The organism is Pseudomonas sp. P129 (genome assembly GCF_020312195.1).
GTDB lineage: Bacteria > Pseudomonadota > Gammaproteobacteria > Pseudomonadales > Pseudomonadaceae > Aquipseudomonas > Aquipseudomonas fragariae.
In genome coordinates, this window is record NZ_JAGPYS010000002.1 from 67,996 (window position 1) to 89,352 (window position 21,357).

Genomic DNA, 21,357 nt, shown 5'->3' on the forward strand with positions numbered 1-21,357 from the left:
ATTTACGTTGTATACCTTGCTTCCGTTCGCACCACCCTGTGCGGGTCGGGTACAGGAGAAGTATTTAACCACGGGTTTAAAAATCGATACCTGCTCGACTGCAACTGCCAGATTTAGTGGGTGCATGAAAGCAAAGCGCCGCGCAGAGCGCCTTGTCATGTGGGAACACAGGGTGGGCTCGGATAACCCATGTCTCCTCGATTATCGGCCCTGCGAGTGCTACTGACCGGCACACCCCGTTCTGTCTAGTTCCGGCCAGAGATGTTAAATTGGTCGCCATGAACGTCTTCCGAACCCATTGCTCGCCCATTGCCTGGATACTGTACGCCGTTGTCCTGTTCAATGGGCTTGCGTGCAGCATCGGTCACGGTCAGATGATGGCCGCTTTTGCCGGCACTGCAGCGGCTTCGGCTTCTCATGCCGGCCATGGGATGTCAGATATGCATGGCGGGCATCACACGATGCACATGTCCATGCACGACTCGGCCAGGAAGATGGACATGTCAGGCAGCATGAAGGCACAGTCGGGAGAGTGCTCGTTTGCCGGAACACTGACGCTGGCGATGATTTTCTTCGTGGCGCTGGGCTGGCTGATCCGTGTCCGCCGTACTCGTTTTGCGTTGCCCGACCTCTGGCTCGGCAACCTGCCAAGGTATACCCTTCCGGGACTCAATCCACAGGCCCCTTAGTGCCCATCATGGAAGTGTGAGTATCGCTCGCACGAACAGCCGATATTGTCTTTACAGCCTGCCGGAAGGTCATTCCGGCGGGGCGCGTTCATATGTTGGTGAGTCCCTATGTCTGCATCATTTTCAAGCCCGGAGCCACGGCCGTCCGGGGCGTTTGTCGCCTTTCTGAAAAGGCTCCATTTTTACATCGGTGTATTCGTCGGTCCGTTCATGCTGGTCGCGGCCTTGAGTGGCGTCGTCTATGCACTGACCCCGCAGATCGAGGATTCGCTCTACGCACGTGCGCTGCACACAGACAGCCGTGGCCCCGCCATGAGCTTGCAGGCTCAGATCCAGCGCGCGCAGGCATCGTCAGGTCCAGGCCTGAGCATTGCAGCGGTGCGCCCGGCAGCCCGGGAAGGGGACACCACCCGGGTCATGTTCAGCGATCCGGGTTTTGGCCCGTCAGAGCATCGAGCGCTGTTCGTGGACCCGGTGAGTGGCGACATTCGCGGGGACATGAAGGTCTACGGTACCAGTGGCGTATTACCGCTGCGCACCTGGATCGATCAGTTTCATCGAGGCCTTCTGCTGGGCGATGTCGGCAGGATCTACAGCGAACTGGCAGCGTCATGGCTGTGGGTGGCTGCGCTTGGTGGTCTGGTGCTGTGGGCGGTTCGCCGTCGTCGGCAGATTCGTGAACACGGCAACGTGCGCCGCTGGCATGCAACCACCGGCGTATGGCTGCTGCTGGGACTGCTGTTCTTCTCGGCCACCGGTTTGACGTGGTCACAGTACGCTGGCGATAACATTGGCGTATTGCGTGCCTACTACGGCTGGTCAACGCCCAGTGTGGCCACCTCACTGGGCAAGTCGGCGGCGATGCCAATGTCTATGCCTATGGACGAGCACGCCGAGCATCATATGCACATGGCGCCGACGACACAGGCGACTGCGCTGGATCCTGCCTTGTTCGACAGTGTTCTGGCCAGAGCGCGTGCCGAACATATCGATGCCGCCAAGGTTGAAATCAGGCCCTCCGCGAGCAATGACAAGGCCTGGGTAGTCAGCGAGATAGATCGCAGCTGGCCGACGCAAGTGGATGCCGTGTCGATCAACCCGCAAACCCTGGAAGTGGTCGATCACGTCAGGTTTTCAGACTACTCGTTGCCCGCCAAGCTCACCCGCTGGGGCATTGATGCGCACATGGGCGTGTTGTTTGGTCTGGCCAATCAATTGGTGCTGGTGGTGTTCGCCACTGGCCTGGCGGCCATGGTCGTCATGGGGTATGTGATGTGGTGGCGACGTCGTCCATCGCTTTCTCAGGCACGCAATCAGCAGGCAACGCTCTTGAGTCTCTGGCGCTCATTGAATCCGGGCGCGCAATGGGCGTTGATCCTGGTTGCACTGTTGACTGGCTTTGCGCTGCCCGTACTGGGTGTGAGTCTTCTGGGCTTTATCGTCCTGGACGCGCTGCTGGGCTACCGGCGAGCCGCGAGACCCTTGGTCGAAGGCAAGGTGTAACCCTTAGTTGCGCGGATTACCAAGCGCATCGAGCAACTGTTTCCCGACCAGGTCCGTCTGCTCGATGGCTTGTCAGTAGCGGATATCGCGGTCGCTTAATAAGCTGCGACCGTTCCGTCCTTCCTCGGATCGGTCCCGCCCACGTAGCCATGCGCGGTGCGCTGAATAATCTGCGCACCGCCGAAGGCAAACACGCCGCTCGGTTCTTCGACATCGATGTCGTGACCTTTGGCGCGCAGTGCTTTCACCACTTCGGGGTCAAACGCACGCTCCACGGCGACTTTCAGGCCGGATTCGATCCTCCAGCGCGGTGCGTCGGCAGCGGCTTGCGGGTTCTGTTTGTAGCGCAGGATGCGCATCATCATCTGCAAATGACCCTGCGCCTGCATCGGGCCGCCCATCAACCCGAATGACATCAATGGCGTACCGTCGGCATTCATGACAAAGCCGGGGATGATGGTGTGGAACGGGCGCTTGCGCGGCGCAACGTAATTGACGTGTTGCGGATCCAGCGAGAAGCCCGCGCCACGGTTCTGCATGCTGATGCCCGTACCGGGTACCACCACACCCGAACCGAAGCCCATGTAGTTGGACTGGATGAACGAGATCATCATGCCGCTTTCGTCCGCTGCCGAGAGGTACACCGTGCCGCCCGGTTTTGGCGAGCCGTGCCCGGGATTGGCGGCCTGATCGGTGATCAGGCCCGCGCGTTCTGTCAGGTACGCCTTGCCCAGCAAATCGGCTGAGGGCACGCGCATGTGCTCGCTGTCGGCGACATGTTCGTCGAGGTCGGCCAAGGCCAGTTTCATTGCTTCCAGCACCGGGTGAACCGTTTCAAGGCTGTCCACCGGGTGTTCGCCGACGCCCAGTGCTTCGAGCATGGTCAGGCCGGCCAAGGTGGCAATGCCCTGGCCATTTGGCGGGAGTTCATGTACCACAGCGCCTGCGTAGGGCACCGACAGGGTGTCGATCCAGTCCACGGTGTGCGTCGCCAGGTCGTCGAGACTCATCACGCTGCCATTGGCGTTGGCATGGGCGATGATGGTTTGCGCCAGTTCGCCGCGATAGAACGCTTCGCCATTGGTCTGCGCGATCAGTTCCAGCGTGCGGGCGTGATCCTTGAGCCGGATTTTTTCTCCGGCCATAGGGGCCTTGCCACCCGGCATGAAGCACTCGGCAAAGCCCGGTTGGTCTTTGAGCAGATGCGCGCCGCGTTTCCACAACTCGGCGATGATCGGCGTGACCTGATAGCCGTCGCGGGCGTAGCCAATCGCAGGTTCGGCCAGGGTCGCGAAGGGCAGTTTGCCGTAGCGCGCTGACAGTTCCACCCAGGCCGATACCGCACCTGGCACGCTGACCGCAGGCCAGCCGCGTTGCGCCATCTGGCTCTGGCCTTCGAAGTATTCCGGTGTCCAGGCTTGTGGCGCGCGGCCGGACGCGTTCAAGCCTTGCAGCTTGCTGCCGTCCCAGACGATGGCGAAGGCATCGCTGCCGATTCCGCAGCCGGTGGGCTCGACCACAGTCAGCACCATGGCCGCGGCGATGGCGGCGTCGACCGCGTTACCGCCACGGCGCAGCATGTCCAGCCCGGCCTGAGCGGCCAATGGCTGAGAGCAGGCGACCATGTTGTTACCCATCACCGGCGAGCGGGCCGACGCGTACGGTTGGTTGTAATCCAGATCATCGAACATAAGCGTTTCTCTTTGGCAGAAGACGAAAGGTTTAGCCCTTGGGGTCCAGCGCATCGCGCAGGCCGTCACCCAGCAGGTTGAAACACAGGACCGTGATGTAGATCGCCACGCCAGGCGCAATCGACATCCACGGAGCCTGCTCCATGAAATTCTTCGCAGTATTGAGTATCGAGCCCCAGGACGGCGACGGCGGTTGCTGGCCCAGGCCGAGGAACGACAGGCTGGCTTCAGCCAGAATCGCCGAGGCGATGGTCAGCGTTGCCTGCACGACCAATGGCGACATCACGTTGGGCAGCACATAACGCAGGATGATCCAGCGATCCGGCAGACCAATGGCGCGGGCACCTTCGAGGTAATCCTCGTGCTTGATCGACAGCACCTGGCCGCGGGTCAGCCGGGCAAAGATCGGCATCGCGGACAGGCCGATGGCGATCATCGCGTTGGTCAGGCTGGGGCCGAGAAAGGCGCCCAAAGCGATGGCCAGCACCAGAAACGGGCAGGACAGCAGCGCTTCCATGACCTGCGAAATGATCATGTCCAGCTTGCCGCCAAAGTACCCGGCCAACAGACCCAGAGGCACGCCGATGAACATGGCGATGGCCACCGAAACACCACCGGCCAGCAGTGAACTGCGTGCGCCATACAGCAAGCGTGAGAACAGATCGCGTCCCAGTTCGTCGGTGCCCATCCAGTAGATCAATGAGGGAGCCTTGCGTACGGCGAGGAAGTTGGCTTTGAGCGGATCATGCGGTGCAATCCAGGGCGCCAGAACCGCCGCCAGGACAAACAGCAGCAACACCGCCGCGCCAAGTACCGCGCCTTTGTTGGCAAGGAATTTCTTCAGAAAAGGCGAGCGACTGCGGGGCAGGATCGCGCTGTGCGGGAGGCTGGCAATAGCGGTCATCAGGCAGTCCTCAGACGTGGGTTGATCAGGCGATAAAGCACGTCGGCCAGCAGGTTCAACATCAGGAAGCCAATCGCGACACACAACACCACGCCTTGCACCACGGCGTAGTCGCGGTTGAACACGGCGTCGACGATCATTTTGCCGAACCCCGGGATGCTGAATACCTGTTCGGTCAGCACCGCACCGCCGAGCAACTCGCCGAACAGCAGCGTCGTGAGTGTGACGATAGGCATCAGCGCGTTGCGCAACGCATGCTTGAGAATGACTGTACGGGGGAATAACCCCTTGGCCCGGGCGGTGCGGACGTAGTCAGTGCGCAGTACTTCCAGCATGGCGCTGCGGGTGTGGCGCATGAGAATCCCCGAAAGCCCGGCACCCAAGACAAACGCTGGCAGGATCAAGGTCTTCAGGTTTTGTCCGAAGTCCTCACCCATCGGCACAAAGCCGGAGGCGGGCAGCCACTGCAGTTTCACCGCAAACACCATGATCAGCAGAATGCCCAGCCAGAAGTGCGGAATGGAAATCCCCGACAGCGCCACCACGTTGGCCCCGTAATCCACGGGGGTGCCCTTGCGCACCGCCGAAATGATCCCGGTGGGAATGCCGATCAACAGCGCAATTAGCAGGGCCAGCACCGCCAGTTCGATAGTCACCGGCAGTTTCGACGCGAGCAGCGTGGTTACCGCTTGTTCGGTGCGCAGCGATGTGCCGAGGTCGCCGGTCAGCACGTTGCCGACCCAGTTCAGGTACTGCAAGGGGATCGGGTCATCGAGCCGGTATTTGTCGCGCAGGTATTCCATGACCGCCGGATCGCGCTCTTCCCCGGCCATGGCCAGCACCGGGTCACCCGGCAGCAGCTTATGCAGGGTGAAGACGAACAGCGAAACCAGAATCAGCGTCGGTATCGAGCTGAGCAGGCGTCGCAGGATGAACATCAGCATACCGGAACCTCGCAGGTGCGCCCGTCAGTCATGGCTTGAACGCGACATTGTTCAGACGAATCAGACCGTCCGGGTTAGGGACAAAACCGGTCACGTTGTTACGCATGGCAATGATTCGCGGGTCGAAATACAGGTAGGCGGTGGGTACTTCATCGGCCAGCAAGCGCAGCGCGTCGTTGTACAGCGCCTGGCGTTGTGCAACGTCGTTCACGGTGCGCGCCTTGTTGAGCAGTTCGTCGAGCCTGGCGTTGCAGTACTTGCCGTCGTTCTGGCCGCCTTTGCAGGTCACGAACTGATGGATGTCGCCATCCGGATCAGGACGACCCGACCAGGCGCTCATGCCGATCTGGAAGTTGCCACTCGCCTGTTCGCTGAGCATCGTCGCGTATTCCGTGGCAATCAGGTTGACCTTGAAGCCCGCTTCTTCAGCCATGGCCTGAATGATCTGCCCGACCTGTTGCGCGATGGGGTTGTTGGCCACTTTCAGGTCCACCGCCAACGGCAGTTTCACGCCGGCCTGCGCCAGCAGCGCCTTGCTTTTCTCGATATCGCGAGTAGGGATCGGCAGTTCCTTGTCGTAATACGGGCTGTTTTTCGGGAACGGCTGAGCGCTTGGTGCGTACAGACCCTCGAACACCACCTGATTAATGGCATCGCGGTCGATGGACAGCTCAAACGCCTTGCGTACGCGCTTGTCCTTGCCCATCGGCGAGTTGGCTTTTTCGCCATTGCCAATGTTGAACATCAGTTGCATGTAGCCCAGGCCCGGTGTGTTGTAGATCGCCAGCTTGCTGTCGCCCTTGACGGTTTTCACATCGGTTGGCGCCACGCGCTCGATGATGTCCAGATCGCCGGAGCGCAGGTTGGCCAGGCGCACCGAGGTGTCCGGAATCGGCAGGAACACCACTTTGTCGAAGTGATAAGCCTGTTTATTCCAGTAGTTGTCAAAACGCTCCAGTACGATTCGATCCTGCTGCACGCGCTGCACGAATTTGTAAGGGCCGGAGCAGACCGGGTTGGAGGCGAACTCACCTTGCGCGGCTTTCGGCGCGAGCATCATCCCGGCACGGTCCGACAGTTGCGAAACCAGCGTGGCATCGGCTTGCTTGAGCTTGATGGCCACAGTTTTTGCGTCAATCACCTCGACGCTGTCCACCGAGGCCAGCTCGCTTTTGCGCAGGGAGTCGGGGAGGGTGCGGGCGCGATCAAGGTTGAACTTCACCGAGGCGGCATCAAAAGGTTCGCCATCGTGGTACGTCACGCCTTCGCGCAACGTCATGGTCAGGGTTTTACCGTCTTCGCTCCAGTTCCAGGCGGTGGCCAGTTGCGGCGAGTAGGTCAGGTCCGGGTTGACGTCCACCAGTTTGTCGCACAGCGCGGTGTAGACCAGGCGGCCGGAGTAGGTGCGCGAACGGTGCGGATCCAGCACATCGGGATCGTCCTGAATACCGATGCGCAACGTCGACTCGGCAAAGGCAGCGTTGGCGGCCAGCAATAACAATGTTCCTGTCACGACGCGTGCGATTTTCATGGCTGGCTCTCCACTGCAAGGGATTGATGGTGGTTGAACAGATTCAGGCGCTGCGTGTAGGCAGCGCTGGGTGTCGGAAGGATCAGCGTGGCGCTGCCTGCGTTGGCGATTTCACGCCAGAAGTGGCAGGCGACCTGGCGTTCGGCCTCGACCGTTTCCATGACCGGCGCAGCCTCCTTGCACAGCGCACGGGCATGCGGGCAACGGGTGTGAAAGCGGCAACCCGAAGGCGGGCGGCTGGGGCTGGGCATATCGCCGCCGAGTAACGGACGCGGCTGGCGCAGGTCAGGGTGGCTGACCGGCACGGCGGCCATCAACGCCTGGGTATAAGGGTGCAAGGGGTTTTCGAACAGCGCGTCGACCGGCGCCAGTTCGACGATTTCACCCAGGTACATCACCGCCACGCGGTCGCTCATGTGGCGAATCACGGCCAGGCCATGGGCAACAATCACCAGAGTCAGGCCGAATTGATGCTTGAGGTCTTCGAGCAGGTTGACCACTTGCGCCTGCACCGAAACGTCCAGCGCCGAGACCGGCTCGTCACCGAGGATCAGGCGCGGCTCGGAAGCCAGTGCGCGGGCAATGCCGATGCGCTGGCGTTGGCCACCGGAGAATTCATGGGGATGCCGACCACCGTGTTCAGGAGCAAGGCCTACGGTGCGCAATAACTCGGCGACTCTTTCCTGACGGTCGCTGCGGCTGGCCTGACTATGTAGCCAGATTGGTTCGCCAACGATGGATTCCACGGTCATGCGTGGATTCAGCGAGGCGAACGGGTCCTGAAAGATGATCTGCAAGTCACGGCGTACCTGGCGCAGCTTTTCCGGCGTCAGGTTGGCCAGGTTGCGACCCTCGTAGATCACGTCACCCGCAGTCGGGTGCAGCAGGTTGAGCAGCAGGCGGCCAAGGGTGGATTTGCCCGAGCCGGACTCGCCTACCAACGCCAGCGTCTCGCCCTTGCGGACTGACAGGTTGACCTCATTGACGGCCTGTACCGGCGGCTTCTTCCGCTGCAAAAGACCGCTTTCCACGGCAAAGTGCTTGCTCAGGCCGATGCCTTCGAGAATGGGCTTCTGCACGTTGCTGTCGGGGCTTGGGCGCCCGGCGATATCTCGTTCGGAAAGGTTCACGCACTGACTCCCACATGCTGTTCCAAAGGCGCCCGGATGCACGCGGCGAAGTGTCCGGGGGACAACTCAAGCAGCGGCGGGCGTTCGTCTCGGCATTGCTGGATCACGAACGGGCAGCGCCCGGCGAAGCGGCAACCGCTGGGCATTTCTGCCGGTGTCGGCACCCGGCCGTTAATCGTCGCCAGGCGGCCTTCACGAGGGCCGATCGAGGGCATCGAGCCCATCAGGCCGATGGTGTAGGGATGTTGCGGATCGTCGAACAGGGTTTTCACCGGGCCGCTTTCCACGACGCGTCCGGCGTACATGACCATGACCTCATCGGCGACTTCGGCGACTACACCCAGATCGTGGGTGATCAGAATCATCGCCGTGCCGGTCTCGGTCTGCAGGTTGGCGATCAGCGAAAGGATTTGCGCCTGAATGGTCACGTCCAGCGCAGTCGTCGGTTCGTCCGCGATGATCAGCGCCGGGTCATTGGCCAGCGCCATGGCAATCATGGCCCGTTGCCGCATGCCACCCGAAAGTTCATGCGGGTAGGCGTCCAGCCGCTGGCGAGCGTCCGGCACGCGGACCTTTTCCAGCATCTCCAGAGCGCGCTGGCGGGCTGCCTTGTCTGAGACGCCCTGATGACGCATCACACTTTCAGCGATCTGCTCGCCGATGGTGAAGACCGGATTGAGGGAGGTCATCGGCTCCTGGAAGATCATCGCCATACGGTTACCGCGCACGTCCAGCAAGCGCTCTTCGGACATGCCCAGCAAGGCTTCATCGATCAGCAGCGAATCGCTCGCGCCGACCCTGGCCGTTGACGGCAACAGGCCCATCAGGCCCATCGAGGTCACGCTCTTGCCGCAGCCGGACTCGCCGACGATGGCCAGGGTCTTGCCACGCTTGACGGAAAACGACACGCCGTCGACAACATTGGCGGGCGCACCGGTAAAGCGTACGGTCAGGTCGCTGATGCTGAGCACCGTGCCGTCGCCGTTTTCTGTGAGGTGGGCAGTGGCGCTCATAGGCTGGCCTCCAGGTCTTGGTTGATAACGGTGTTCAGGGCCTGTTGCAGCGCACGTAGATGGCCGCGCATGGCAGTGGCGGCCTTGATCGGATCGCGGCTTTCAATGGCGCTGACGATGTCGTCGTGATCGTGGCTGTAGGTGTCGAGGCGGTCGGCATTGCGCGCCCGGTGACGCAAGTCGCGCCAGGCGGGGTCCAGACGGATCGCATCGAGCATTTCGAAGATGTCCAGCATCAATCGATTACCCGCCGCTTCGGCAATGGCGCGGTGCAGGGCGCTGTCCCACAGCTCGATGCTTTCGGCATCGGTCTGTTCGGCGACCTGCTGGCGAGTAGTGCGCTCGGCAAGGCGGCGCAGAATCGCCATCTGCTCACCATTGGCCCGTACCGCGGCCAATGAGGCAAGTGCCGGCTCCAGATGCAGGCGCGCTTCCATGACCTCGGTGAAATTGGTCCGCCCGGAAAGCCGCGCGAAGCTCATGGCGGCGCTGGGTGGAGTAGGTCCGACAAAGGTCCCTTTACCTTGCCGGCGCCAGACCTGGCCTTCGGCTTCCAGCACCGACAGGGCGCGACGAACTGCCCGTCGGCTGACCCCGAAATCGGCCGCCAGATCCCGCTCGGTAGGCAATGCCCGCTGGGGGAAGGCTGCATGCTGGGCAACGATCTGGCGCAACGCATCCAGCGCCAGTTTCGAAGAGTTGTCGATGGGAATGTCAGGGTCGAACCTTTGCATCGTGGTACTCGCGCCAGACCGGAAAAAGAGGCCCTGAGCTGCCCGCAGGTAGGGTTTCCAGGCAACAGGGCTGGTGCAAGAGCGATGCCAATGAAAATTGGTTCGGTCAATTTTGTACGGCAAGATGGCCAGCGGCGGCTATGGGTCAAGCCTGGCGGGCCAATGTTCAAAGGTCCGCCGGCTTGGTCCACGCCAGGGTGAGGGGATTGGTTCGCCGGTGGGTGAACCAATTTTCAGCGGGTACGGATTTATTGCATCAATGCGGGCAGGGTGCGCCAAAGTGCGCCGCTAGGTGGTCGACCGGAATGCTGCATCGGGTGGCGCGGCTCGCCATTCCAGGCCCAGATCGAGCAATGCGGCCCCCAGCGCCTTGCCATGGGCATCAAGAGCCAGCGATCGTGTGACTCCGCCACGCAGGATGCCGGGTAGAACGAAGTTGAGCGCACCCACACGCGGCAGTTCGTAGCGGCGTACGGGTGGTCCGGTTGGGTCCAGCAGTTCGGCAAAGTGTTCAGTGACCAACTCCACCGTCAGCAGCTCAGCAAGACGTGGATAATCGTCGATGTGAAAGGCAACGACGGAGATATTGGACACGTCACCCTTGTCACCGGTACGTGTGTGAGCGATGTCCCGCAGTTGGGTGGTGTTCATGTCATGTCCTCTATATGCACCTGCAGTTTGACTGCGTCCCTTGGCAGGAACAGTGACGCCACGGCTACTACCTGGCGGACTGACTTGCTCGCACCGCCGCCTCCATACGGGCCGTTGGTATAGAGGGTTTCCACTTCATTGCCGACGCGTACCGCATCGTTTTTGTCCATGCAACGCGCGGCCACCCGGAGGCGTACCTCCCAGGGCTCGCCCTCGGCGCGCGCTCCCAGGTGACTTCCATGCAAGGCGTTAACGCCGATCAGTTCGGCTCGAATGTCCTCACATGCCACGCCGGTCAGGGCCAGACGTTTGAGCACGATGTCCTTCGCCAACTGTCCGCGGGCCAGTGCGCCGGGGCCGCCGTAGGACATTTGTCCTTCGCCGATCCAGCCATCGAGAAAACCCACTGACACCTTCAGCGTCTCGGGGCGTGCGTGTCCGTCCGCCCCCTGAACGCGCACTTGGTTTCTTGCGATGGATTCGAAGGCAGCATGGGTGAAGTCCGCGCTGACATCGGGCGTCAGGTAGGCGGCAGGGTCATGCACTTCGTACAGCATTTGCTCGGTGCAGGTGGCGGTATCAATACGGCCACCGGAGCCTGCCACTTTGCTGATGAGCGCATTGCCTGCCGCATCTATCTCGGCCAGCGGGAAGCCCAGGCGATCGAGGTCCGGGACGTCTTTAAAACCGGGATCCGCGAAATAGCCGCCGCTGACCTGGCCGGCGCATTCGAGCAAATGCCCGACCAGGGTTCCGCGGCCCAGCAAAGCCCAGTCGTCCTCGGCCCAGCCGAACTCGAACATTTGCGCTGCGAGAAACAGTGAAGGATCAGCGACCCTTCCGGTAACGATCACGTCAGCATCGGCGCGCAAGGCCTGGATGATGCCTTCCGCGCCCAGGTAGGCATTGGCCGAAATGAGTCTGTCACCAAGGGATCGCAGTGACCGGCCATTGTCGAGGGTTTGATCGGGCTGTTGCAGCAGGGCTGCGAGCACGTCATCGCCTGTCAGCGCTGCGACTTTCAAGCCGCTCAGGCCAAGCTCTGCCGCTATCCGGCGTATTTCGCTTGCGGCGCCAAGCGGATTTGCGGCTCCCATGTTGGTGATGATTCGCAAGCGGCGGCGCGCGCCATCAGTACCTTTGCCCACAAAAGGCAAGACTCGGCGCATACGTTCGCTCAGCAATGGATCGTAGCCTGCTGATGGGTCCACCAGACGCGACTGCTGTGCCAGCGCAATGGTACGTTCCGCGAGGCATTCAAATACCAGGTAATCCAGTTCTCCATGCTCGGCCAGCTCGATCGCCGGCTCGATGCGGTCGCCGGAATAACCAGCCCCTGAACCAATCCGTATTGTTTTCATTCAGAAAACTCCTATGACCATAGCGGTCAGGGTCATGATGACCGAGGCCGCAAACAGGAAAGGGATAGTGAAGCGCTGGTGATCGGCCAGCTCGATCTTGCACAGGCCCACCAGCAGAAAGGTCGCTGGCGTCAACGGGCTGACCGGGAAGCCGGTGGTATGCACGCCAAGCAAAGACGCCTGTGCGACCTGCATCGGGTCGACACCGAGGGCTTTGCCGACCTCGGCGACCACGGGCATGATGCCGAAGTAGAAGGAGTCCGGATCGAAAAGCAGGCTCAAGGGCATGGATATAAAGCCTACAACCACCGGGATCAGCTTGCCGTGCCCGGCCGGGATCTGGCCCACGGCCACTTCTGCCATGGCCTTCAGCATCCCGGTGCCTTGCATGATTCCTGTAAACACCCCGGCAGCCAGCAGGATGCTGGCCATGGTCAGGGCTGTCTTGGCGTGTGCATCGATGCGTGCCCGCTGTGCGTCCACGGCAGGGTAGTTGATGCACAAGGCAATCACGGTGCCGAGCATGAACATCACCACCGGCTCTACAACCCCCGCGATCATCACGCCCATCACCACCAGCGTCAGCAGCAGGTTGATCCAGAACAACCGAGGTTTGCGCAGTTCACGCTCAGCGTCGCTGAGCACGCGTTGGTGGGGTTTTACATCAAGATCGTCAGGGCCCAGGCCCAGGCGTCGCTCTTCGCGCCGTCCCAGGAAAAACGCGCAGGTGAAGACGAAGATCAGTCCGACGATCTGTACCGGAATGAGCGGCTGAAACAGATCCGAAACCGGCACATGAAGGGCGGCGGAGGAGCGCAGCACCGGGCCCGTCCAGGGCAGGAAGTTGACCCCCGCAGCCATCGCCGTCACGCAAGCCAGTATGCGTTTATCCATGCCAAGGCGCGTGTACAACGGCAGCATGGCGGGAATGGTCACGAGAAAGGTAACCGCGCCGGAGCCGTCCAGATGCACCAACAGCGCCAGCAGTGCGGTGCCCATGACGATGCGGGTTGGCCGTGTGCCGACCCGTTTGAGGATGCGATCGATGATCGGATCGAGCATGCCGGCATCCGTCATGATGCCGAAGAACAGAATGGCGAATACAAACATCCCGACGACGGGCGCAACGTTCTTGATGCCGGTGATGATGAAGCCACTGGTTTGCAGACCGAAACCAGCGAGGAGGGCGGCGATGATCGGCAGGGCGATCAATGCAACCAGAGGAGAGATGCGTTTGCTCATGATGCTGACGAGCATGGCAAGAATGGTTATCACACCGAGTGTGGCGAGCATTGGCTGATCCTCTTCGGCATCCCTGTGCGCGACAGCGACGAGACACCCTATTGTTGTTTTGCAAGAGTAATAGCAACGACGCTATGCTCTGTGAATTGAAATATTCACTGGATCTTGTTCGGAAAAACAAAATGAAGAATTCGATCCAGCACATCCGCGCCTTCCTGTCAGTGGTTCAGACCGGCAGTTTTTCCAAGGCTGCAGCCACTCTCAACTTGTCGCCGTCTGCACTGACCGTGCAAATCCAGCAACTGGAGGATTGGCTCGGCGTTGCCTTGCTGGAACGAAGCCCACGCCATGTCTGCCTGACCGGCGCCGGGCAAAATGCACTGTTGCCCATGGAGAAACTGCTGCTGGATCTGGACAACATTGTTAGCGCCGCGCGGGATATCGCAGCCTCACGACGCGGCCTGATCACCATCGCCGCCTTGCCGTCGCTGTGTTCCGGCGTACTGCCTGCAGTGTTGAAGACGTTTCGCGAGCGATTTCCGGGAGTTGAGGTCAGGCTGCGAGATGTCGTCGCGCAGCGAATCGACGCGCTTGTACTAGAGCGCGAGGTGGATTTCGGATTAGGCGTACAGGCTCGGCCCACCCATGGGTTGGAGTTCAACGCCATCCTGGAAGACCGTTTGTGCCTGTTCGCTCCCGAAGACCATCCACTGGCGAAGCGTTGCGCAGTGAGACTGAACGAGATAGCTGTTTTCCCGATCGTTCTTACTGGCAGGGAAAGCAGCGTTCGCGATCTGGTCGAGCGAGTGTTTGCTGACGAGCAACTGCCTTTATCTGCGGGTCTGGAAGCCAATTACATGTCTACGGTACTGGCGTTGGTCAGACAGGGGCAGGGCATTACGCTTCTTCCGGAGTCGGCGGACGATGGGCGGGGAGACCTGAGCAAAGTGCCAGTTGATCATCCGGGTGTCGTTCGGCAGATCGGGCTTATTACCCGTTCGGAGCAAACAATGGCTCCAGCCGTTGTCGAATTCGTTCAATTGCTGGAGGATCTGCGCATCCTCGGCAATCACAGCCGTTGATTTGCTATTGGTACAATGATTCGAATTCCCCTGTTCACTTGAAATGAAGACCCGATGCAACTCATTACCGAAATCATTCATCCCGACCTGAAGTCCACACAGGGCAGAATATTCCGACGTCATGCGGCACGCGGCATCGTATTGAGGAATGAGAAAATCCTTTTACTCTTTACTGAACGCTATAACGACTTCAGTTTTCCCGGTGGCGGCCTTGATGCAAACGAGGACATTGTTACTGGTCTGAAGCGTGAGCTTGAAGAAGAGACGGGCGCTCGCGAAATCCAGGTGCTCGAGCATTATGGTTACATCGAGGAGTACCGGCCCTATTGGAAGCCCCAGTATGATCTGATGCACATGACCTCGCATTTCTATCTGTGCGATGTCGCGCATCAGTTAGAGCCCGTGAGGATGGAAAGCCATGAAATAGCCAATGGCATGCGGCCCGTCTGGATCGGCGTAACTGAAGCCATCGCCCATAATGAGGCTGTTATGCAGCGCCAGGAGTCTTCGATGGGGCAGTCCATACAGCGCGAGATCTTTATGCTGAGAAAAGTTGAAGCAGAGTTGATCGTCAGTCGGTGAGTGTTTTCTGCCTGGGGAAAGTGTGGGAGGAGGTGCTTTTTGGTGTTGGTTGATAACTCAACTAAATGACTGTTTAGTTGAGTTATCAACCTCAGGGGGTTTTGAGGCTGGGCGAGGGCGGTTGTTCTGCTGGCGCACAGGGGCCTCGGCTCAACCTGATTTTTAGTCATCTGCACCGGTTAAAAAGAGACTCGACCGGTAATGCATTTTTGTACTTCCCCACCAATCCAGATGCGCTCGCCAATGTGTTCCACCTGAATTCGTCCGTGACGCCCCAACGCCGTACCTTGGCTGACGGTATATCTTTTCGGCATTAGCCCGGCTGGTATTAGCCATTGGGCAAGGCTGGCATTGGCTGCCAGTAACAGGGTCTTCGGCAGACCTGTTGCTAATGAAGGCTCGAACTTCGATATCAGCTTGTGCATCTAGTCCGATCCAATGGGCAAAGGCTCCTACGTTATCAGGATGGGTAGGACGCATGAGAAATGTAGTCTCGCTAAGGTTTGTCGCAACGTGCGAATGCGGCCATTTGTTCGGCGGTCAGATCATCAGCGTCGCTTACGACTGCGAGTGCATTGCCTTCCAAGGGCTTACTGGCGAATACATCAACCTGGTGAAAACTCAGTGTATTGGGCATAAAGCTCTCGTAGGTCGGGTTACGTGGGAAAAGTAACCCTAAATACATCGCAGGATAGTGTCCACCAGGTGCGCATGGTTGGATCTGGTTCTCGACCCAATTGATGCTAATGCGTACGACCTGGTCATCGAGGTATCGCGACAGCACTGCAGATCCATGCTCTCAATTTGGTAAAGGAACTGGATGCAGAACTGGGTTCGTCAGCACATGAAGTGTTTGTAAGTGGCGGTTTAGCTCAGGCGAGACTCGAGGTTGGTTGGCATGTGTCAGCATTCGTTAATTAGTGGAATTCTTAACCTGTTGATTTCAAAGGCTTTCCACTGATTAGCCACTAATCAACGGAAAAAACACCTTGAGATGGCATGGTTTTCCGGTGATTAATGACCAGGTTTCCAGGAAGGGCAGATCGCAACGAAGGCGACGACTACCGGATGTAAGTGGCCTCGTCTGAACCTGTTAGATTTTTCTAATACGCTATTTGAGGTATTGGGCGAGCAAGTTGTGTTCGCTAAATTTTTCCTGAAAATATGTATCAGCAATGCTCGGTTGGAAGTAACCCCATTCGATGATTTTTCTCAAGTACTTCAATGGTAGATCAATGATGAAGTCAACGAATGCTTCATCTGCTTCGTTTAAATTCCAGCGGTGAAAACACTGCGTATGAGTAGCGCTGGTGTGAATTCTTGCTACGCCCGGAAACCATGGCGCGCACCCGTCGAAGGAGAGGCGCCAGGGTGAATGAGATGCTACATTCTCCCGCATACGGCAAGATAGGATTAACCTATGTCGTTGAACTGGAATGTTGCGTGTGAGGATAAATCCGAAGACCTTTCCTGACTGTCTGTCCATGGCAAAGCTAAGATAGTGGGGCAGGATGCCGCTGGTACTCGGTGGCGTCCCAATGCCTAATCTCACATAACGGAAGTCGATTTTTGAAATTTTGTTATAGCGGCTCAAGCGCCATCCCCCTGACGAATGCCTTGGTGTGTTTGTGGTTGAAGGTGCCCAGCGCATTTCGGATCTGCCGCGAGTACGTCTGGTCGTGACTTTTGTAAATTTGGCTGCAGGACGTTCCGAGAAATTCTGGATCCCATCTGCACGCCCACCAGCTTCGGACATATTCGGTCTGGTTGTTGAGCTCCTCAATCTCCTGGCGGGTGACATACCCAGTTATGATGCCCATCATTATCAAAGCGCAGGTGCGTTCTGCAGCGTTGGCCTGAAGTGCACCAACTTTCATGAGAAGCTTGAAACGCATATCTGTCAGTGCGACGTCTCCGGCCCTGGGAGTCGTGACGAATTGAGTCGCGAGGCCCGCGCCGTAGTGGGCGGCGTGCAGCAAAAACTCCATGATGTACTTTCGCGCATGAAAGATTGAGAATTCTCGAGTTCCTGCGCTGTGAGGATTGGAGACTAGCTGCTTCTCGAGTTTTAGCATCAGCACCTGTACCTTCAATCCTGCCTTGATCACAGCGTCGAGCGCGGAACCAGTTATGGTTAACCGTAGCGGGACTGGTGGACCGGTCAAGAACTGTAGATAGCTGGATTTTCGTCTGCCGTAATCTGTCAGGATCTTTGAATGCTTTGGACAGATGGGTGCTAACAGGTACCGCCACGATTTCATTAGGACGATTCGACCATGTTGGCGGAGTGCGTTAGCGATGCAGTCGGCACAGGCGTAATCTCCGACAGTGTGCGGCACCAGCCAAAGGCAATCAGCACGAAAGCGCTCAAAAAACGCCACTTTCTTCAGGCCAAACGCATCCTTAATGCGTGATTCGAAGACGGGCGGTGACTCGAAATCCGGATCACGCAACCGAAGTTCCGCAAGGGGGTGGGGTTTCAGGTTCAGAATCTCGTCAATCGCACGCCATTGCGCTGCTGTGCGAGGTTGCAGCCGATGGCACCACGATGAGAACGACTCTTCAGCTATCGGTAAGGTCACGGAGTGATTTGGCATTGGCATATACAATTTCTCGATAGGACAGTTTGAACAGCTTGGCGCAGACACCAGTTTCTGCTGACAAAATGGTGCGCCTGACGCATTCTCGGAGGTATTCGAGCAGGCGCGCAGTGTTACCCCGGCTGAGCTTGAAAAGTGATTTCGCGTAGAGTGGCAAATCGACATCGAGTTCGTACGTCCTGTAGACGAGCGAAGAAATGTCCTTCAAGTAATTCCGGAACAAGTCATTAAAGCGCCATTCTTCGATACAAATCGTTCGACCGTTTGGCCGATGTGATGCCCACGACCCTTTGATGTGATCAGAAGGGCCGGCGAGCACGATGCGTAGTGAAATGGGTGGCGCAGTAAGCTGACTCCATTGGTGCATATGCTTGCGTTTTTGCTCTAGGCTGGCTACGCCTGCCAGATAATCTTCTATGAGCATTATCGAATGGGCCAGTATGCCTCCAAGCGCAAAGACTTCTCGGGGCAATACCTTATGGTAGTGCCGAGTCGCGAACCGAAACCCAAAATGGTGCAGCAGATACTCGCTTGGCAGATACTGGTCGTTGATCTCCGGTCTGGCCAACGTGAAGCACGCTGTGCCATTTGCGTGGCCCAGGCGTTGTGATGTCTCAGCCAAAACGGTAGAAACGCCCGAACCCGACAAGCCGGAAAGATAGATCACGGGGTCGGCTTCGGTCTGCAACGCCGCCATCATTTGTTGAATGGCAGCCTCCACCTGAGGCGTACGCAGCACCAGGTGCTGGTCTACATCAAACGCTCGCCTGATCAAACTGATATTTTTCATCATCGGTCAGAGGGGGAGTGGAGCAGGATAGAGACGCCGAACTTGGCGGCGAGCAAGGGGGCGCGATCGATAATCTCGGCGGTGATTTTCTCGACACCCGAAAGAATTGCCTCGGCCGCGCAGACCTGGATGATCTTTGCTACGGCGTCCATCAAGCCGGCGGACAAGGCAAAGAGCCGCGTTGCCAGTTCTTCTGACCACAGATTCGAGGCTATCTTCAACGGAAGCACGCGTTCATACCCAGCCAAAAAAGCGCGAAAATCACCATTGAGGGACCACATGGGCAACGGCCACTGCATGTAGCGACGTTCGAGTTGGGGGTCCAGACGTAGCGCCTCGCTGGCCTTGTCGATCCCAAAGGCAAACACGCTCAGGTTATAAGGATCGCCCGAAAGGTTTTTGAGCAATGACAGATTGACCTTTTGCTGAAAAGCGGTAAGTGTCAACGCGTCATGGATTTCATCGATTACGATTCCGCGGATATTCTGTCGTTCTACCGTTAGGGTGAATTCTTTGGAGGCGTCATATGAGCTGAACTTCCTTTTGATGGGTAATCCAAACGCCTCAAACAGTAATTCGCGGAAATTATAGTTATTCGGATTTTGGCGCAAGCTCATGAATACCAGCTTCTCTTCTTGACTGGCATTGTGAGCCTTCAGTTGCCTGATGATGCTGGTTTTTCCGAATCCACCACTTCCCCATACCAACATGCAAGGTGCTTGAACTTTTCGCTTTACCTTCAGCATGTAACTGGAGGTCTCGATAATTGATTGTGCTGCCGGGTAATCAATAAATACATCTTCCAGGCAAAACAAGACGCGTTCTTGGTCAGGCAATGTGGGGTAATGCTGCAACGATTGACGCAGGTGAGGATAAAGATGGGTTGGTGTTGTCATGAATCAGTCCTTGGTGTCAAAAAGCGTAGGTGGTCGACTGTAATCAACGCGCTCGATTACTGGGGCCGCGACGGGCACAGAGGAAATTTCTTTTGGCATATGCTTCGGCACGCCGTTGGATAAATGTTCGCGGTGGTGGGATTTAGCTGCTGACTGTTTTTTCGCATCACGCTTGCTTTTCTGAGTGTTACGTTTGGCTTGCATCACAAGCTTGTTGTTGTGAATCAGTTGAAGTAAGGCTTCTGGATCTGTGACCGTTCCCGGTGGGAGTTTTTTGTTGTATGCTCGATTGGTTCGATAATATTCAAAATTGACGTAATCATGGGAGGCCCGGGCAAGGGGCGCTAGAACGTACTCCGCTTTTAACTTCACCCAGATTTTGGTCATGTCGTAAGGGTCAAACTTGACCACAACCTTGCCTCGACCCTGGTGTGCCATCAAGTCGCGGCAATAATAGATGCCCGCATTGATAGTTATTCCGTTATTGCGTATGGGCTTGTGCTTTTCAGGCAAGAAGTCAAGATACAAATTACGTTTATTGATTGCCACGGGCGGCAGTTTCCCACTTTCGCGTGAGAAGTAGTTTGTCCAGGCATCTTTGGGCGAGCAACGGAGCGTCGAATGGACGGTCCCGTGATAAATCAGGATCTGCCCTGCAAACCAAGATCTGAAATCCTTGAAAGTCATGGCCGCGCGTGCTTCGCTGTTGTATTCACCGCGCTGCTTGACGTTTGAGTAGGTCGTGCCGGGTAGAAAATGCACTTCGGTGGTCATCAGCGTGCCGATGAGGCTTTCAATGACTCCCCCCATGTGTTTCTTGTAAACCCTACGCCAATGAGCTGTACATCCGTGAAGGTCCAAAGCGGCCTCCAGGATAGGTGAACGAAACTCCGCCGCATTGTCCATGCCGATGAACTCCGGCATGCCGTAGTAGGGGTAATTGATCCCATAGGTAGGCGAATTAGGGGAATCCCTGTTTTTGGGAAGGGCAGCCATGCAAACGGTTTGTTGGACCGAAACGAGGCTTGGCGAAAACATGCTGAGGTAAAACCCGAGAATCACCCGGGTATGGACATCCACCAGCAGCGAGACCCACGGCCTGCCAATGATCTTGGTTCGATCCTGCTCGTCACAAAGGATGATGTCGACGCGGGTATGATCCATCTGAGCATGATGCAGGGGGTAATCAGTATGGACATAGCCCGGACGGGACTCAAACACTTGGTTGGTTGCATCAGCCCCATATTTCATGCGGAACACGACTTTGGGATCGAGTCCCTTTATGAAGCGTTGCACCGTAGACAACCCTGGCGGCTTCAGGCCTTTCACATGGCACTGCGCTTGCGCTTGCTTCCAGACATGGGAATAAGATGCGGAGGCCCCGTGGAAATGGTTCCTAAAGCACTCCTCGATAATCTTGATGATTTGCGGAGAAATGCGCTGGCTACCCTTTTTAGGCCCAGCGGAGGATTTGACAATGCTGAGCGCTCCAAGCTTGTGGTTGAACTGCGATACGAGTTTGTAAAAAGCCGATTTTTTTAGCGAGAGCTTGCCAGCTGCTTCCAGCAACTGAAGGCTTCCGTCTAGATACCCCTTGATGATGCCTGCGCGCTCCCCGGCCAGGATCAACCGTGCAGCCTCTCTAGGGTCGGTTGGGTCGTATGTAGACACCTTCTCCATCACCGAATGATCGTCGGGTACCATTTCCAATTCCGCAACCGTCACCACGTGAGTTTGGCCTGTTTCCGAAATCCTGACTTTTACTGAGTCTTCACCTTCTATCGCCGTGATCATCGCCAGCTTTCCGAGCGCGATTACGGCGGTACCTGGTGCCACGGACACCCTCATTTTTTTTCCTCTAGATCTGGTTTCACGAAGCTTCGGATCAGTGATTGGTCCGGTCTCTTTCGTGTGGAACAGAGGCTACAGGGCAAAAACAGGCATACAAACGGGCAAAAATGTAAACTGGATTAATTTGTATAAATGTTGTAAAACAATAAGTTATAAAGCTTTA

At 57.7% G+C, this 21,357-nt stretch carries 19 protein-coding genes and 1 pseudogene; 4 read left to right on the top strand and 16 right to left on the bottom strand.

Annotated features, from left to right (window positions below):
* Positions 1-500: 500 nt before the first annotated feature.
* Both KBY02_RS26380 and KBY02_RS06055 read left to right on the top strand, forming a co-directional pair.
* Positions 501-689 carry a hypothetical protein gene (locus KBY02_RS26380; RefSeq protein ID WP_225651238.1) on the top strand — a complete coding sequence of 63 codons (189 nt, stop codon included), beginning with the start codon at positions 501-503 and terminating at the stop codon, positions 687-689.
* A gap of 108 nt (positions 690-797) precedes the next feature.
* Positions 798-2,192, top strand: coding sequence for a PepSY-associated TM helix domain-containing protein (locus KBY02_RS06055; protein ID WP_225649998.1), 1,395 nt, complete (start codon positions 798-800; stop codon positions 2,190-2,192).
* A gap of 95 nt (positions 2,193-2,287) precedes the next feature.
* Here the strand turns inward: KBY02_RS06055 and KBY02_RS06060 are convergent, their stop codons facing one another.
* From KBY02_RS06060 to KBY02_RS06105, 10 genes are all read right to left on the bottom strand, one after another.
* Positions 2,288-3,883 (bottom strand): gamma-glutamyltransferase family protein, encoded by a 1,596-nt coding sequence (locus KBY02_RS06060; protein ID WP_060400291.1) that lies wholly within the window; start codon positions 3,881-3,883, stop codon positions 2,288-2,290.
* A 31-nt stretch (positions 3,884-3,914) separates the two neighbouring features.
* Complete coding sequence (locus KBY02_RS06065; protein WP_060400292.1) at positions 3,915-4,787, bottom strand: ABC transporter permease; 873 nt, start codon at positions 4,785-4,787, stop codon at positions 3,915-3,917.
* On the bottom strand, positions 4,787-5,731 hold the full coding sequence (locus KBY02_RS06070; protein WP_225650000.1) for an ABC transporter permease: 945 nt from the start codon (positions 5,729-5,731) through the stop codon (positions 4,787-4,789). Before KBY02_RS06070 ends, KBY02_RS06065 begins: the two co-directional genes overlap by 1 nt.
* Before the next feature lie 28 nt (positions 5,732-5,759).
* Positions 5,760-7,262, bottom strand: coding sequence for an ABC transporter substrate-binding protein (locus KBY02_RS06075; RefSeq protein WP_011267880.1), 1,503 nt, complete (start codon positions 7,260-7,262; stop codon positions 5,760-5,762).
* A complete protein-coding gene (locus tag KBY02_RS06080) occupies positions 7,259-8,392 on the bottom strand; it encodes an ABC transporter ATP-binding protein (RefSeq protein ID WP_225650001.1) in 1,134 nt (377 codons plus the stop codon). Before KBY02_RS06080 ends, KBY02_RS06075 begins: the two co-directional genes overlap by 4 nt.
* A complete protein-coding gene (locus KBY02_RS06085) occupies positions 8,389-9,405 on the bottom strand; it encodes an ABC transporter ATP-binding protein (RefSeq protein ID WP_024638162.1) in 1,017 nt (338 codons plus the stop codon). The genes KBY02_RS06080 and KBY02_RS06085 overlap by 4 nt, the downstream gene beginning before the upstream one ends.
* Positions 9,402-10,139, bottom strand: coding sequence for a FadR/GntR family transcriptional regulator (locus tag KBY02_RS06090; RefSeq protein WP_225650003.1), 738 nt, complete (start codon positions 10,137-10,139; stop codon positions 9,402-9,404). Before KBY02_RS06090 ends, KBY02_RS06085 begins: the two co-directional genes overlap by 4 nt.
* A gap of 288 nt (positions 10,140-10,427) precedes the next feature.
* Positions 10,428-10,790, bottom strand: coding sequence for a hypothetical protein (locus KBY02_RS06095; RefSeq protein ID WP_003401137.1), 363 nt, complete (start codon positions 10,788-10,790; stop codon positions 10,428-10,430).
* Entirely contained in the window at positions 10,787-12,151 is a 1,365-nt protein-coding gene (locus KBY02_RS06100) for an acyclic terpene utilization AtuA family protein (protein WP_225650019.1), read from the bottom strand. Before KBY02_RS06100 ends, KBY02_RS06095 begins: the two co-directional genes overlap by 4 nt.
* Positions 12,152-13,444, bottom strand: a complete 1,293-nt coding sequence (locus KBY02_RS06105; protein WP_225650020.1) for a CitMHS family transporter — start codon at positions 13,442-13,444, stop codon at positions 12,152-12,154. It abuts the gene before it with no gap.
* A gap of 131 nt (positions 13,445-13,575) precedes the next feature.
* Between KBY02_RS06105 and KBY02_RS06110 the strand changes: the two genes are divergently transcribed.
* Together KBY02_RS06110 and KBY02_RS06115 are read left to right on the top strand one after the other, a co-directional pair.
* On the top strand, positions 13,576-14,475 hold the full coding sequence (locus tag KBY02_RS06110; protein WP_225650231.1) for a LysR family transcriptional regulator: 900 nt from the start codon (positions 13,576-13,578) through the stop codon (positions 14,473-14,475).
* A gap of 54 nt (positions 14,476-14,529) precedes the next feature.
* Complete coding sequence (locus KBY02_RS06115) at positions 14,530-15,057, top strand: NUDIX hydrolase (protein ID WP_104684224.1); 528 nt, start codon at positions 14,530-14,532, stop codon at positions 15,055-15,057.
* Positions 15,058-15,236: 179 nt separating this feature from the next.
* Here the strand turns inward: KBY02_RS06115 and KBY02_RS06120 are convergent.
* The 6 genes and pseudogenes from KBY02_RS06120 to KBY02_RS26240 form a co-directional block, all read right to left on the bottom strand.
* Positions 15,237-15,694, bottom strand: a pseudogene (locus KBY02_RS06120) (PhzF family phenazine biosynthesis protein).
* 474 nt (positions 15,695-16,168) lie between these two features.
* Entirely contained in the window at positions 16,169-16,651 is a 483-nt protein-coding gene (locus KBY02_RS06125) for a hypothetical protein (protein WP_129398314.1), read from the bottom strand.
* Positions 16,638-17,510, bottom strand: a complete 873-nt coding sequence (locus tag KBY02_RS06130; RefSeq protein WP_024642193.1) for a hypothetical protein — start codon at positions 17,508-17,510, stop codon at positions 16,638-16,640. The genes KBY02_RS06125 and KBY02_RS06130 overlap by 14 nt, the downstream gene beginning before the upstream one ends.
* 109 nt (positions 17,511-17,619) lie before the next feature.
* Positions 17,620-18,447: a hypothetical protein gene (locus KBY02_RS06135; RefSeq protein WP_024659689.1), complete on the bottom strand. Its 828-nt coding sequence runs from the start codon at positions 18,445-18,447 to the stop codon at positions 17,620-17,622.
* On the bottom strand, positions 18,447-19,343 hold the full coding sequence (locus KBY02_RS06140) for a TniB family NTP-binding protein (protein WP_024642195.1): 897 nt from the start codon (positions 19,341-19,343) through the stop codon (positions 18,447-18,449). The genes KBY02_RS06135 and KBY02_RS06140 overlap by 1 nt, the downstream gene beginning before the upstream one ends.
* Positions 19,344-19,346: 3 nt before the next feature.
* Positions 19,347-21,179, bottom strand: a complete 1,833-nt coding sequence (locus KBY02_RS26240; protein WP_158527656.1) for a Mu transposase C-terminal domain-containing protein — start codon at positions 21,177-21,179, stop codon at positions 19,347-19,349.
* Positions 21,180-21,357: the final 178 nt, after the last annotated feature.

Coding starts and splice junctions, on each gene's coding strand:
- KBY02_RS26380 (WP_225651238.1), top strand. CDS start 501: ATGTCAGGCAGCATGAAGGCACAGTCGGGAGAGTGCTCGTTTGCCGGA.
- KBY02_RS06055 (WP_225649998.1), top strand. CDS start 798: ATGTCTGCATCATTTTCAAGCCCGGAGCCACGGCCGTCCGGGGCGTTT.
- KBY02_RS06060 (WP_060400291.1), bottom strand. CDS start 3,883: ATGTTCGATGATCTGGATTACAACCAACCGTACGCGTCGGCCCGCTCG.
- KBY02_RS06065 (WP_060400292.1), bottom strand. CDS start 4,787: ATGACCGCTATTGCCAGCCTCCCGCACAGCGCGATCCTGCCCCGCAGT.
- KBY02_RS06070 (WP_225650000.1), bottom strand. CDS start 5,731: ATGCTGATGTTCATCCTGCGACGCCTGCTCAGCTCGATACCGACGCTG.
- KBY02_RS06075 (WP_011267880.1), bottom strand. CDS start 7,262: ATGAAAATCGCACGCGTCGTGACAGGAACATTGTTATTGCTGGCCGCC.
- KBY02_RS06085 (WP_024638162.1), bottom strand. CDS start 9,405: ATGAGCGCCACTGCCCACCTCACAGAAAACGGCGACGGCACGGTGCTC.
- KBY02_RS06090 (WP_225650003.1), bottom strand. CDS start 10,139: ATGCAAAGGTTCGACCCTGACATTCCCATCGACAACTCTTCGAAACTG.
- KBY02_RS06095 (WP_003401137.1), bottom strand. CDS start 10,790: ATGAACACCACCCAACTGCGGGACATCGCTCACACACGTACCGGTGAC.
- KBY02_RS06100 (WP_225650019.1), bottom strand. CDS start 12,151: ATGAAAACAATACGGATTGGTTCAGGGGCTGGTTATTCCGGCGACCGC.
- KBY02_RS06105 (WP_225650020.1), bottom strand. CDS start 13,444: ATGCTCGCCACACTCGGTGTGATAACCATTCTTGCCATGCTCGTCAGC.
- KBY02_RS06110 (WP_225650231.1), top strand. CDS start 13,576: ATGAAGAATTCGATCCAGCACATCCGCGCCTTCCTGTCAGTGGTTCAG.
- KBY02_RS06115 (WP_104684224.1), top strand. CDS start 14,530: ATGCAACTCATTACCGAAATCATTCATCCCGACCTGAAGTCCACACAG.
- KBY02_RS06135 (WP_024659689.1), bottom strand. CDS start 18,447: ATGAAAAATATCAGTTTGATCAGGCGAGCGTTTGATGTAGACCAGCAC.
- KBY02_RS06140 (WP_024642195.1), bottom strand. CDS start 19,343: ATGACAACACCAACCCATCTTTATCCTCACCTGCGTCAATCGTTGCAG.